The 13,197-nt window shown below is 62.6% G+C and carries 12 protein-coding genes; 5 read left to right on the forward strand and 7 right to left on the reverse strand.

Annotated features, from left to right (window positions below; all coding sequences use genetic code 11):
- Positions 1-2 precede the first annotated feature (2 nt).
- Genes gmd through AC1DU8_RS02500 form a run of 3 tightly spaced genes read right to left on the reverse strand, consistent with a single transcriptional unit; the run spans position 3 to position 2,871 of the window.
- Complete coding sequence (gene gmd, locus AC1DU8_RS02490) at positions 3-1,088, reverse strand: GDP-mannose 4,6-dehydratase (protein WP_457281199.1); 1,086 nt, start codon at positions 1,086-1,088, stop codon at positions 3-5.
- Between the two features lie 3 nt (positions 1,089-1,091).
- Positions 1,092-2,516, reverse strand: a complete 1,425-nt coding sequence (locus tag AC1DU8_RS02495; RefSeq protein WP_477666574.1) for a mannose-1-phosphate guanylyltransferase/mannose-6-phosphate isomerase — start codon at positions 2,514-2,516, stop codon at positions 1,092-1,094.
- The gene (locus tag AC1DU8_RS02500; RefSeq protein ID WP_457281197.1) at positions 2,509-2,871 is read right to left on the reverse strand and encodes a MarR family EPS-associated transcriptional regulator; all 363 of its coding nucleotides are present in this window, start codon (positions 2,869-2,871) and stop codon (positions 2,509-2,511) included. Before AC1DU8_RS02500 ends, AC1DU8_RS02495 begins: the two co-directional genes overlap by 8 nt.
- A 181-nt stretch (positions 2,872-3,052) precedes the next feature.
- Between AC1DU8_RS02500 and AC1DU8_RS02505 the strand changes: the two genes are divergently transcribed.
- From AC1DU8_RS02505 to slmA, 5 genes are all read left to right on the forward strand, one after another.
- A complete protein-coding gene (locus AC1DU8_RS02505; RefSeq protein ID WP_457281196.1) occupies positions 3,053-4,156 on the forward strand; it encodes an MraY family glycosyltransferase in 1,104 nt (367 codons plus the stop codon).
- 105 nt (positions 4,157-4,261) lie between these two features.
- Positions 4,262-5,173 (forward strand): acetylglutamate kinase, encoded by a 912-nt coding sequence (gene argB, locus AC1DU8_RS02510; RefSeq protein ID WP_457281195.1) that lies wholly within the window; start codon positions 4,262-4,264, stop codon positions 5,171-5,173.
- 290 nt (positions 5,174-5,463) lie between these two features.
- On the forward strand, positions 5,464-6,168 hold the full coding sequence (locus AC1DU8_RS02515) for a response regulator (RefSeq protein WP_457281194.1): 705 nt from the start codon (positions 5,464-5,466) through the stop codon (positions 6,166-6,168).
- 107 nt (positions 6,169-6,275) lie between these two features.
- Positions 6,276-7,733, forward strand: coding sequence for a sensor histidine kinase (locus AC1DU8_RS02520; protein ID WP_457281646.1), 1,458 nt, complete (start codon positions 6,276-6,278; stop codon positions 7,731-7,733).
- A 162-nt stretch (positions 7,734-7,895) separates the two neighbouring features.
- The gene (gene slmA / locus AC1DU8_RS02525; protein ID WP_477726413.1) at positions 7,896-8,540 is read left to right on the forward strand and encodes a nucleoid occlusion factor SlmA; all 645 of its coding nucleotides are present in this window, start codon (positions 7,896-7,898) and stop codon (positions 8,538-8,540) included.
- A gap of 126 nt (positions 8,541-8,666) precedes the next feature.
- On the opposite strand, the gene manD is transcribed toward slmA, so the two are convergent.
- The 4 genes from manD to AC1DU8_RS02545 all read right to left on the reverse strand — a co-directional run bounded on the left by manD (position 8,667) and on the right by AC1DU8_RS02545 (position 13,188).
- On the reverse strand, positions 8,667-9,878 hold the full coding sequence (gene manD / locus AC1DU8_RS02530; RefSeq protein ID WP_477672193.1) for a D-mannonate dehydratase ManD: 1,212 nt from the start codon (positions 9,876-9,878) through the stop codon (positions 8,667-8,669).
- Between the two features lie 5 nt (positions 9,879-9,883).
- Positions 9,884-11,284: a mannitol dehydrogenase family protein gene (locus tag AC1DU8_RS02535; RefSeq protein ID WP_477726414.1), complete on the reverse strand. Its 1,401-nt coding sequence runs from the start codon at positions 11,282-11,284 to the stop codon at positions 9,884-9,886.
- Between the two features lie 7 nt (positions 11,285-11,291).
- The gene (locus AC1DU8_RS02540) at positions 11,292-12,038 is read right to left on the reverse strand and encodes an SDR family NAD(P)-dependent oxidoreductase (RefSeq protein ID WP_457281190.1); all 747 of its coding nucleotides are present in this window, start codon (positions 12,036-12,038) and stop codon (positions 11,292-11,294) included.
- A gap of 88 nt (positions 12,039-12,126) precedes the next feature.
- The gene (locus AC1DU8_RS02545; RefSeq protein WP_457281189.1) at positions 12,127-13,188 is read right to left on the reverse strand and encodes a malate/lactate/ureidoglycolate dehydrogenase; all 1,062 of its coding nucleotides are present in this window, start codon (positions 13,186-13,188) and stop codon (positions 12,127-12,129) included.
- Positions 13,189-13,197: the final 9 nt, after the last annotated feature.

Consider the following 13,197-nt stretch of genomic DNA (forward strand, 5'->3'; position numbering starts at 1 on the left):
GTTTAGCCCTGGTTGCGCAAGGCCTTGTGGCCGTGCGCCTTGACCTGCAAATCGAACTCGGCCTGTGTCATGTCGACTTTGGCCATTTCGGCGACCAGTTCTGCGAAGCTGATTTTCGGAACCCAGCCGAGTTTTTCGCGTGCCTTGGTCGCATCACCGAGCAGCGTTTCAACCTCGGTCGGACGGAAGTAACGCGGATCGACCGACACGATGCATTTGCCGGTGGCAGCGTCATAGCCTTTCTCGTTCTCGTCGTGGCCTTCCCAGCGGATCTGCATGCCGTATTCCCGGGCAGTCGCCTCGACGAAATCACGCACGCTGTATTGCACACCGGTGGCAATCACGAAGTCTTCGGGTTTGTCCTGCTGAAGCATGAGCCATTGCATTTCGACATAGTCCTTGGCGTGGCCCCAGTCCCGTTTGGCATCCATGTTGCCCAGATAGAGGCAGTCCTGGATGCCCAGCTTGATGCGGGCGAGTGCGCGCGTGATCTTGCGCGTCACAAAGGTTTCGCCGCGGACCGGGCTTTCGTGGTTGAACAGGATGCCGTTGCAGGCATAGATGCCGTAGGCTTCCCGGTAGTTGATTGTGATCCAGTAGGCGTAGAGCTTGGCAACCGCATAGGGGCTGCGGGGGTAGAACGGCGTAGTTTCTTTTTGCGGGATTTCCTGCACCAAGCCATAGAGTTCGGAAGTCGAAGCCTGGTAGAAGCGGGTGGTCTTCTCAAGTCCGAGAATGCGCATTGCTTCGAGGACGCGCAAGGCGCCCAGGCCATCGCTGTTGGCTGTGTACTCCGGCTCTTCAAAACTCACGGCGACATGGCTTTGCGCGGCCAGGTTGTAGATTTCGTCCGGCTGGGTTTGCTGGATGATGCGGGTCAGGCTCGACGAGTCGGTCATGTCGCCGTGGTGCAGCACAAAGCGCTGGTTGGCTTCGTGCGGGTCCTGGAACAAATGGTCGATGCGATCCGTATTGAAGAGCGACGTGCGGCGTTTGATGCCGTGCACGATATAGCCCTTGTTCAGCAGAAACTCCGCCAGGTAGGAACCGTCCTGGCCGGTGATGCCGGTGATGAGTGCTGTTTTCATTGTTTATGCCCTGCCATAGTTGTCGGTAAATCGCACGATATCGTCCTCGCCCAGATAGCTGCCGGACTGGACTTCGATCATTTCCAGATCGGTTTTTCCTGGATTTTCCAGGCGATGAGTTTCGCCGATCGGAATGTAAGTGGACTGGTTTTCAGTGAGGAGAAAGGTGGCCTCGCCTTTGGTGACCAGCGCGGTGCCGGAAACCACGATCCAGTGTTCGGCCCGATGATGGTGTTTTTGCAGACTCAACGACGCGCCGGGCTTGACCATGATGCGTTTGACCTGGAATCGGGCGCCGCGGTCAATGCTGTCATACCAGCCCCAGGGCCTCGCTACCTTGCGGTGCAGACTCGCTTCCGGGCTTTGGCGCGTTTCGAGCTGGGAAACCACGCTCTTGACCTGCTCCACGTGGCTGCTCGCGGCGACAAGCAACGCGTCGGGCGTGTCAATCACCAGAAGGTCCTCGGTGCCAAGTGTCACCACGGTGCGATGCGGCGCGTGAATATAGGTGCGTTTGCTGTGCAGCGCCATGCCGTTGCCGTCGATGCGATTGCCGTCGTCGTCCGGCGCCGTGAGCCCGGCGACGGCATTCCAGCTGCCGACGTCACTCCAGGCTCCCGCAAATGGCACGACAGCGACAGCGCCGTGGCGCTCGAGCACTGCGTAGTCGATACTTTCGGCGCGCACAGCACCGAATGCCGCTGCGTCGGGCCGCACGAACTGCTGGTCCTCTCCGACCGCTGACACAGCCAGCCGGCAGCCTTGCAGAATGTCGGGCGCGTGTTGTTCCAGGGCCGCGATCAGTGTGTCGGCGCGCGTCAGGAAGATACCGGCGTTCCAGAGCGTGTCACCCTGCAATATCAGTGCCTGGGCTTTTTCTGCGTCGGGTTTTTCAATAAAACGCGCGACTTTGGCGCTACCGTCGCCGCGCGCCGCGCCTTGCTGGATATAACCGTAGGCTGTTGCCGGAAAAGCCGGCACCACGCCAAAAGTCACGATCTCACCGCTCAGCGCCGCCGCCAGGCCCTGGCCCACCATGGCTGAAAAGGCCCCAACATCGGGGATATGGTGATCCGAAGGGCAAAACAGCAGGACTTGACCGGGTTTGGCGAGCAGCGCCGCGAGCGCCATCGCAGGCGCAGTGTTGCGCCCGGTGGGTTCCAGCACAATCCGGCCCTTGACGCGTGCTGCCTGCATGGCTTCACTGACGAGGAATCGGTGTTCTTCCGAGGCGACGCAGATCACATCGGGCGTGGTTGCGCTGTCTCCGTTGACGTGTGCCACCCGCTCCAGGGTCAGCTGCAGCAGGCTTTTACCGCCGATCAGCGGGACGAACTGTTTCGGGAAGCTTTTCCGCGACAGCGGCCAAAGCCGTGTGCCTGCGCCGCCGCAGAGGATGACAGGCGTGATGGTGACGGTTTCAGTCATGGTTGTGATCAGTGCTGGTTTTTGCCTGGGTGACTTCGACTTTGAGGTTTTCGATTTCAACCTTGAGGTTTTCGTACTCCGCCAACTTGCGTTCGAGAAAGCGCAAGGTCAGGCCGGCCTTCTCGGAAATGCCGTTCGGCGTCAACAAATAGGCGTAAGCCAGCTTCTTTTCGCTGCGGCTGAAGCTTTGCATCTTGATGAAGCCCTTGTCGAGCAGCGCTTTCAGGCAATAGTTGGTTTTGCCCAGGCTAACGCCCAGCGCATTGGCGAGATCGCGCTGGTTCATATGAGGATTGGCCTCCAGCAGGCGCAGTACCCGCAGGTGGTTTTCTTCCTGAAGTGAAGAATTCAGCAAATGGATGATTCAGCTGTTCAATGAGTGAACAGGATATTACCACTGCTGCCGCATGGGCAGAACACCGGCGTGAGGGATTATTTACACCCGTTGCGGTAGGTCCTGTCAGGGCTGTGAGGAAAGTGCAAGGGGCGGGCCGGGGGTATGCGCTGATAATTGCGGCAAATAAAGCGGGGGCCCCATGGTATTTCTGGTTTGTCTGAGTTTCACTGTGTCGCTAATCGCCTCCATGCTGGTTATCCGCATGGCGCGTGAGCATGCCAGCCGATACGACGTGAGCAAACCGCAGCGGTTCCATGCGGGAAACATACCGCGCGTCGGCGGCATCGGGATACTGCTGGGCTTATTGGCTGGCTTGCTTGCCGGCGTGATAGCCGAAACGACCGCCAGCCGGGTAAATGTGCCCATGACCTGGCATACCGCCTTGCAATTGGTGGTGGTCCTGTTGCCAGCCGTGCTGGGCGGCGTTTATGAAGATCTCACGCAGCGGCTGACGGTGCGTTACCGCCTGTTGCTGACGGGGCTGTCCGCAGCGCTGGCGTGCAGCCTGTTCGGGCTGGCGTTACCGCGGCTCGGCGTGCCTGGGATCGACATGCTGCTGCTGTCTTTTCCCTGGGTCGGCGTTGCCTTGGCTTTTTTCGCGTTCTGCGGCTTGCCGCACGCGTTCAATATCATTGATGGCTACAACGGCCTGGCGGGTACCGTCGCGTCGCTCATCTGCCTGGCAATCGCCTATGTCGCGCTTCAGCTTGGTGACCGTCAGCTGGCTGCCATCGTTGTATGCCTGGCAGGTGCGACCATGGGTTTTCTCATGTGGAATTACCCCCGTGGCCTGATTTTTGCGGGGGATGGGGGTGCCTATCTCTGGGGTGTTGTGATCGCGCTCGCCTGCATACTGCTGGTGCAGCGCCACCAGATGGTTTCGCCGTGGTTTCCGATGCTGTTGATCATTTATCCGGTCTGGGAGACTGTTTTTTCGATCTACCGAAAGCTGGCGCGCGGCGGATCGCCCGGGGTGGCTGATGCGCTGCATTTCCATCAGCTGATCTACCGCCGCCTGGTGCGTGGTGTGTTCCACGATGACGAGTCGCGGCGCATGTTGATGCGCAACAACCGGACGTCACCTTATCTCTGGAGCTTTACCTTGCTGACGGTGGTGCCGGCAGTGCTGTTCTGGCGTGAGACCTCGATCCTCATGATGTTTTGCGCGCTGTTTGTGTTGACGTATGTCGGTTTTTATATCGCGATCATCCGTTTCAAGGTTCCGCGCTGGCTGCGTCGCTAAGGCCGGCACGCTGGCCGCAGTGATGCGGCACAATTCGGGCAATATTTCCCGGCAATACCTGCTCCCTGTTTCTGCCCCCTGTTTCATCCCGACAAGGCCCCGCGAATGACCACCAATACCGCCAACGACCCAGACCTCTCCCATGTAGGCCCGCGCGACAAGGCCGAGATCCTGGCCCAGGCGCTGCCTTACATCCGCAAGTTTCACGGCAAGACCATGGTCATCAAATATGGCGGCAACGCCATGACGGACCCGGCCCTGCAGGCTGATTTTGCGGAAGACGTGGTGCTGCTCAAGCTGGTGGGCATGAACCCGGTGGTGGTTCACGGCGGGGGCCCGCAAATCGAGGCGGCGCTGAACCGCCTGGGCAAAAAGGGGCATTTCATCCAGGGTATGCGCGTCACCGACGAAGAGACCATGGAAGTCGTGGAGTGGGTGCTGGCCGGCCAGGTGCAGCAGGACATCGTCGGCCTGATCAACCAGGCCGGGGGCAAGGCCGTGGGCCTGACGGGCCGCGATGGCGGATTGATCCGTGCGCAAAAGCTCAAGATGGTCGACAAGGATGACCCGACGAAGGAGCACGACATCGGCTTTGTGGGTGACATCGTCAGCATTGACCCGAGCGTGGTCAAGGCGCTGCAGGACGATGCCTTCATTCCGGTGATCAGCCCGATCGGGTTTGGCGAGGAAAACGAGAGCTACAACATCAATGCCGACGTGGTGGCGGGCAAGCTGGCCACTGTGCTGAAGGCCGAGAAACTGGTGCTGCTCACCAACACCCCCGGCGTGCTGAACAAGGCCGGGGAGCTGCTGACTGACCTGAGCGCCCGCGAAATCGACGAGCTGTTTGCCGACGGAACGATTTCCGGCGGCATGCTGCCCAAAATCGAAGGCGCGCTGGACGCGGCCAAAAGCGGCGTGAATTCTGTCCACATCATCGACGGCCGGGTGCCGCATGCCATGCTGCTGGAAATCCTGACCGACCAGGCCTACGGGACCATGATCCGCTCGCACTGATCCAGGCGTTCCTGGCGGCCCAAGGCTGTCCGGATGGGCGGCGCCCTTATTTTGATGAAATTGGTCGCCAGGGTATAAGGGGTGTGCGCAAGCTGCTATAAAAAATATAGCAAATATGGGCATTTCCTTTGCCGTCAGGGTGGCGACAGTGCCGGTCTGGCAGACTGGCAGCCGATACCGGGCCAAAAACAAGACCAAAAACCAAAACAGGCAGCGGCACCGGTTTTTTCCTGAATTGACACTCCTCAGGCGGGGTCAATTGGCATTGGCGACGAAACGGACAATTCGTTATGCGACTCCTGTTGGTTGAAGACGACGTGATGGTGGCCAGCGGCATCAAGCTGGGGCTCAGTGACGCCGGCTACGCCGTCGACTGGGTCGGCAGTGCCGAACGCGCGGAGGAAGTGTTACAGGGTGAGACCTTCGATGCGGCGATCATCGACATCGGGCTGCCGCGCATTGACGGGCTGGAACTGACGCGCCGCCTGCGCCGCGGCGGAATGGCCATGCCAGTGCTCATCCTGACGGCCCGCGACGCGCTGCAGGACCGTGTCCAGGGGCTGGATCTGGGGGCGGATGACTACATGGTCAAGCCGTTTGAGCTGCCCGAGTTGCTGGCGCGCCTGCGCGCACTGCTGCGCCGCTCCCAGGCCGCCACCAGCGCCACACTGAGTTTTGGAGCGCTGGAACTGGACACGGCCAACCGCGAGGCGCGCGCCAACGGCCAGCTGATAGAGCTCGGACCGCGCGAATGGACGGTGATGGAGTATTTGCTGATCCACGCGCCCAAGCCGGCCAGCAAAGACAAGCTGCTGCAGGCCATGACGGGGTGGGACAAGGAAATCACGCCCAATGCCATTGAGGTGTACATCTCGCGTTTGCGCGGCAAGCTGGAGCCGCACGGCATAGCCGTACGCTCCATTCGCGGCTTTGGCTACCGGCTGGAGCTGGTGGAAGTTTCCCCGGGGATGCCGTCCAGCGCTGGCGCTGAATAGGCAGCGCAGGCATGAACCCTTTCGGCCAGTCCTGGGCCGTCCGCCTGAAAAACCGCCTGCGTACGCTGGCTGCGCGCACGGGCGGCAACGCGTTCGTGCCTGCCGCCATGAAGTCCGGCCTGCAGCGCCGGCTGCTCCTGCTGCTGCTTTTCCCGCTGGGGACTTTTGCGCTGGTGAGTATTTATTTTGACTACCAGACGGCCGGCGATGTCGCCCTGCAAAAAGATCAGCAGCTGCTCCGGCTGATTCCCCTGCTGGCCGATTCGGTTGTGGCGCCGGGCGCCACCCCGGAAAGTGCGCCGGTGCTGCTGATGGCCCCCGCCGTGGATGATTTCCTCAAGGGCCGGCCTGGCTTTGCCGGCTTTCGCCTCGCCGATGCCGAAGGCGACTTTCTGGCCGGTGAGCCCTGGATTCCCGAACTGCTGCCGGCCACGCACGAGCCGGAATTCCACAGCATCGAATACAACGGCGTGACCTACCGGATTGCCGCGCAGCGCATGAAGACTGCGGTGGGTGAGCTGATCGTCCAGCTGGCGGATGGATCCGACCCGCGCCAGCAATGGGTACGCTCCGTGCTGTTCAAGGTGCTGCTGCCCAATCTGATCCTGGTTGTGGCGGCTGGTTTTGCCGTCAACTGGGCCGTCACGCGGGCACTCAAGCCGTTGATTGAGCTCAAGGACGCGGTGGAGCGCCGCAACCCGCGCGACTTGAGTGCCATCGACCCGATGGCTACGCCGGCCGAGGTGCAGCCGCTGGTGAGTGCCTTGAACCGCCTTTTTGGCCTGGTGAACGACCAGGCGGAGGGGCAGCGGCGGTTTGTGGCTGATGCCGCGCACCAACTGCGCACGCCTCTGGCCGGGCTGCAGGCCCAGGTCGAGGCCTGGGCGCAAGCGGCCAAGGTGGCCCAGGCAGCAGGCTCGGACGGGGCGGTGACCTTGTCGGCCGAAAAAATCATCAAGCTGCGCAATGCCACACGCCGGACGTCGCAGCTGGCCAACCAGCTGCTGGCGCTCTCGCGCGCCGACGCGTCAGCCGCCGGCGCCCAGCCCATGCAACGGGTAGACCTGAAAGACCTCTGCGAATCCATCCTGCCCCTGCATCTGGATGCCGCCATGCGCAAGGGCATTGACCTGGGGCTGGAAACCCAGCCTGCACAGGTCAGTGGTTACGAGTGGCTGCTGCGCGAGCTGCTGGGTAATCTGGTGGACAACGCCGTCAAATACACACCGCCCGGCGGCACGGTCACGATCCGCTGTGGCCCGACGGCAGGCTTCGAAGCGCCGGACACGCCAAAACAGCCGGGTCCTGGTGGCGCTGCCGCCGAACACCGGCGCTGGGGCGTTTTCCTGGAAGTCGAAGACGACGGCCCCGGCATAGCCCCGGACGAGCGCAGCATGGCGTTGCAGCGCTTTTACCGGGTGCAGGGGACGGCGGGCGAGGGCAATGGCCTGGGCCTGGCCATTGCCAGCGAAATCGCGCGGGTTCACCATTCGCAGCTGGAGCTGGACCACACCGGGACTGGCCCAGCCGGACCGTACGGATTACGGGTTCGATTGAGTTTGTAGCTCGCCCACCACAGTAAGCGCTTGCTGTTACGGAACAGAACGTTGCGCCTTCGCCTCATGGGCGAAAACCCGGGCATGGTGAGAGACGAACTGTCACTTGGCTGTGCGAGAATCAATTGCAACGATTCCCGGTTTTTTGAAACATTTCCTACTTCATCGCCTATGTCCGACTTAGCGTCTGAATCCGAACTGAGCCCGCACGCCACGCCAGCCGAGCCTGCGGTGCGCAAGCGCCCCAAACCGGGTGAGCGCCGGGTCCAGATTCTGCAGGCGCTGGCCACCATGCTGGAGCAGCCGGGCGCCGAGCGCATCACGACGTCCGCCCTGGCAGCCAAGCTGGATGTGAGCGAAGCCGCCCTTTACCGCCATTTCGCCAGCAAGGCGCAGATGTTCGAAGGCCTGATCGAATTCATCGAGCAAAGCGTCTTCACACTGATCAATCAGATTGGTGAACGTGAATCCGACCATTCAGCCCGCACCCGCAAGCTGGTGGTCATGATCCTGCAGTTCGCCGAAAAGAACCCCGGCATGACGCGCGTCATGGTCGGCGATGCGCTGGTATTTGAAAACGACCGCCTGCAAGAGCGCATGAACCAGTTCTTCGACAAGCTCGAGTCCAGCCTCAAGCAAAGCCTGCGCGACGCTGCGGCCGCCAGCGGCGCGGCGACCCCCACGGTGGACGCCCAGGTGCGCGCCTCGGTCATCGTTGCCTTCATGGTCGGCCGCCTGCAGCGTTTTGCCCGCTCAGGCTTTAAACGCCTGCCATCAGAGCACCTAGAAGCCAGCTTAGCGACGATCTTGGCCTAAGCCCCCGGCTTCCCTCCGAAGGCCAGCAGGCGCCGCGGAACGGGCTTTGCCCGGCCGCAGGTGCCGTCCCCTGGAAGGGGAAAAGGCGCGACACGAAGTGCGCGTCCGATAGGGGTAAGTCAGTCCCTACCAATTCCAGAGGGTGCCGTCGTGCTGCAACCGGTTCACCGGCAGGTAGGCGCGCTGGTACGGGTATTTCGCGGCGAGCTTCTCGTCGATTTCCACGCCATGGCCCGGCGTTTCGCCGCAGTGCATAAAGCCTTTGTCAAAACGATAGCTGTGCGGAAACACCTCATCGGTCTGCTCGGTGTGGCGCATGTATTCCTGCACGCCGAAATTGGGCACCCATGTATCGAAGTGCAGCGCTGCGCCCATGCAGACCGGTGACAAATCGGTCGCGCCGTGGCAGCCCGTGCGTACCTGGTACATCGCCGCAAAGTCGGCAATGCGCCGCAGGTGGGTGATGCCGCCGGCATGCACCACCGTCGCGCGGATGTAGTCGATCAGCTGGTTCTGAATCAGGTCCTTGCAGTCCCAGATGGTGTTGAAAATCTCGCCCACGGCCAGCGGTGTGGTCGTGTGCTGGCGGATCAGGCGAAAAGCCTCCTGGTTTTCGGCCGGCGTCGCGTCTTCGATCCAGAACAGGTGATAGGGCTCCAGTGATTTCCCCAGCCGGCCCGCCTCGATCGGCGTCAGGCGGTGATGCACGTCGTGCAGCAAATGAATGTCCGGCCCGGCGGCGGTACGCACTGCGTCGAACAACTTCGGGGTGTGCAGCAGGTATTTTTCGCTGCTCCAGTCGTGTTCGCTGGGCAGGTCAGCGTCAGCCGGTTCGTAAAACAGCGTGCCCTTGCCGACGCCATAAACCTTGTCCAGGCCCGGCACGCCGCTCTGCGCGCGTATGGCCTGATAGCCCATCTCCTTGTAACGCAACACCTCTTCCACGGTCTGCGCAATGTCTTTCCCATTGGCATGCCCATAGACCATCACACCGGTGCGGCTCTTTCCGCCCAGCAGCTGGTACAGCGGCATGTTGGCGGCCTTGGCCTTGATGTCCCAGAGGGCGGTGTCGACTGCGGCGATCGCGCTCATGGTGACCGGGCCGCGCCGCCAGTAAGCGCCCTTGTACAGGTACTGCCAGATGTCCTCGATCTGGTGTGCATCGCGTCCGATCAGGCAGGGGATGACATGCTCGGTCAGGTAGCTCACGACAGACAGCTCGCGCCCGTTGAGCGTTGCGTCGCCGATGCCGGTCAGGCCTTCGTCGGTTTCTATTTTCAGGGTAACGAAATTGCGGCCGGGGCTGCAGACGATGACGCGGGCGTTGGTGATTTTCATGGTGTTCAGATGGGGTGGGAGTGAAGTTGGTCCAGGGCGGCCAGCACGCCGCGCTGGTTGATCTGCGCCAGCCAGTGGGTCATGCGGGCCAGCCAGTGCGCTTGCTGCGGCAGGGCCTCACCCCAGATGGCCGGCAGCGTACCCAGGGCTTGCACTGTCGCTGCAGCGTCACCGGAATGGGCAAGCGCGAGAGCTTTCAGCGTTTCGGCCATCGGGTCGTTTATGGCGTAGGGCTGCCCCTGCTCGTCGATGCCGCGCAGATAACGCATCCAGGCCGCTGCCGCAAAGGCCAGCCGTTCCACGGGCTGGTTCGCGGCCAGGGCATCAATCACCGAAGGTACCCAGCGATATGGAATCTTCTGCGAGCTGTCAGTGGCGATCTGGTGCACCCTGTGCTGCAACTCGGGGTTGGCAAAACGTGCCAGCAGCGCGTCGCGGTAGGCGGGCCAGTCCGGGCGGCTGAGCTGCGGGCCGATCTCCTGCGTCATCAGGCCGTGGATGAAGCGATGCACCGCCGGCTGGGCGATGCAGTCGCTGACGACGGGCCAGCCCGCTACCGCGCCCATGCAGGCCATGGCCGTGTGGCTGCCGTTGAGCATGCGCAATTTGGCTTCTTCAAACGGCGCCACGTCGTCCACCACCGTGACGCCCGCAGCGGCCAGCACGTCGCCGTCCGCAGGATCGGCAAAGCGGCGTTCAATCACCCATTCCCAGAATGCTTCGGTGCCCAGTGCAGCCTGGTCGGTCACGCCGAGCGCCTGCCCGGCAGCCGCCAGGCGCTCGCCGGTTGCGGCCGGCACGATGCGGTCCACCATGCTGTTCGGGAAGGCGCAGGCGGTGCCGATCCATTGCGCCAGCGCCGGATTTTCCTTTTGTGCGGCATCGATGCACAAAGCCTGTAACTTGCGGCCGTTGTGTGCCAGGTTGTCGCAGGAAGCCAGCGTCAACCCGGGCAGGCCCGCTGTGCGGCGCGCCGTCAGGCCCTGCAGCAGCAGTCGGGCCAGTTCCGGGGCGTAGCCTTTTTCAGTGACCGTCAGCGTGACCCAGCGCGTGGATGGCGCGGCCAGTGCCTGCACCACCTGCGCCGGCTCGCGGGCGGCCACGCAGGTTTGCCAGATGGCGCCACCGACCTGCCACTGCACACCGGTGCTGCTGGCAACCTGCACGGCATGCAGGCCATCTTGCGCGGCCATGGCGTCGGCCAGCTCAGTACTGCGCATGGCGACACCCAGCACACCCCAGCGCGCATCACCGCGCTGCAGCAGGGTATCGAACACCAGTGCCTGGTGCGCACGGTGGAAGGCACCCAGGCCCAGGTGCACCACGCCCACAGTGCCGCGGCGTGAGTAAGTGGGGACGCCGATGCCGCGCGTGGCGATTTCCGGCAAAGCGCGGGTGTTCAGCATCGCGCGCTCAGTCAAACTGCAGGCCGCCATTGAGGTCCAGCACCTCGCCGGTGATGAAGCCGCTCATCGGGTGGGCCAGGAACAGCACGCAGTGAGCGAACTCTTCGAGCTCGCAGAAACGGCCCACCGGTATCTTCTGGCGCAGCTCGGCTTGCCGCTCGGCACTGACCTGCTCGGTCAGCATCTGGGTCTTCACGAAGGTCGGGGCCAGCGCGTTGCAGGTCACACCAAACGCGGCGTATTCGCGGGCAAAGCTGAAGGTCAGCGAGATCACGCCGCCCTTGCTGGCCGCATAGGCTGGCAGCGGCGACAGCCCCCCGGTTTTGGCGCCATAGGACGATACGTTCACGATGCGGCCGAAACCACGCGCCTTCATGCCTGGCGCCACGCGCTGGCTGACGTAGAAGACACCGTCGAGGTTGATGCGCAGGGTCTTGTGCCAGAGCTCCGGCGTGGTCTGTTCGCAGTTGGCGTATTGCAGGAAGCCGGCGTTGTTGACGCAGACGTCGATGCGGCCAAAATGCGTTTCAATGGCGTCGCAAGCGGCGTGCACCTGGGCCTGCTCGCTCACGTCCATGGTGAAGCAGGCCAAACGGTCACCATACGCGGCAAGCTCGGCGGCCACACGTTCGGTGCCGAGGTCGGTGGCCGCCACTTTGTAGCCGGCGGCCAGCAGGGCACGCACCGTGGCCAGGCCCATGCCGGCGTTGGCGCCAGTGACAAGCGCAACCTGGTCTTGAATCGGTGGAGTCATGGCTTTTTCGGTGAAATTGAGGATCATTTTGGCCGCTAGACCTTATAGGGACTGCGCGAGCAGCTACTGATTTGATAGCGTTCGGTGCTCAGCCCGGCACACTTACACCGACCTTCTGGCCGGCTGCGACGATTTCGCGCCAGGTTTCGCCGTCCATTTCAATGCCGCCCTGTTCGCGTTCAAGCCGCGCACGGCGTTCCGGTTCACCGGCAATCTGCACAGCGTCCACACCGTCGGCCGGCGGGCTTTTGCGCAGCCACTCGACGAATGCCAGCGCTTCCATTTCGAGGGCCGACTGGGTGCCCAGCTTGCCCGGGTCAATCAGGATCGTGAGCATGCTGTTGTAGACCGCACGCACGCTCACTGTGGGGTGGTGCCAGGTGCCGCCGCCGGTGAGCGCGCCGCCCAGCAGCTCGCATGCCACCGCCAGGCCGTAGCCCTTGTGCTCGCCGAATGGCATGAGCGCGCCAAAAAAACCGTTCGGCTGCGGCACCACCACCACGCCGGGGTTGGTGGTGGGCTGGCCGTGTTCGTCGATCAGCAGGCCCGGCTGGACGGATTTGCCCTGGTTGTGCGCCACGCGCATTTTTCCCTGGGCCACGCGGCTGGTGGCGAAGTCCAGCACAAAGGGCGGGCTGTCCTTGAGTGGTATGCCTATGCAGCAGGGGTTGGTGCCGTAGCGGCCATCCGCGCCGCCCCAGGGTGCCACCACGGGCCGCGTCATGACGTTGACGAAGTGCAGCGACACCAGTCCCTGGGCCACGGCCATCTCGGCGAAATGGCCGATGCGCCCCAGATGGTGCGACTCGGCCAGCGCCATGATGCAGCTGCCATGGGTTTTGGCACGTGCCATGCCGAGCGCCATCGCCTGCTCGCCGATCGCCTGACCGTAACCGCGCTGGCCGTTCAGGCTGAGCAGCGAGCCGGTATCGAGCAGGGTTTTGACCTGGGCGTTGGGCGTCAGGCCACCTTCGAGCACCGCATCGACGTAGCGCGGAAGCATGCCGATGCCGTGCGAGTCATGGCCGCTCAGGTTGGCCATCACCAGGTTGGCGGCGATTTTTTCCGCTTCAGCGGCCGTGCTGCCGGCTGCTATAAAAATAGTAGCTGCTTGCGCCCGTAGATATTGGGCTTGAAGCACTTTTTGCATGTGAAAAGC

This window comes from Polaromonas sp. P3_A5, from assembly GCF_056403055.1.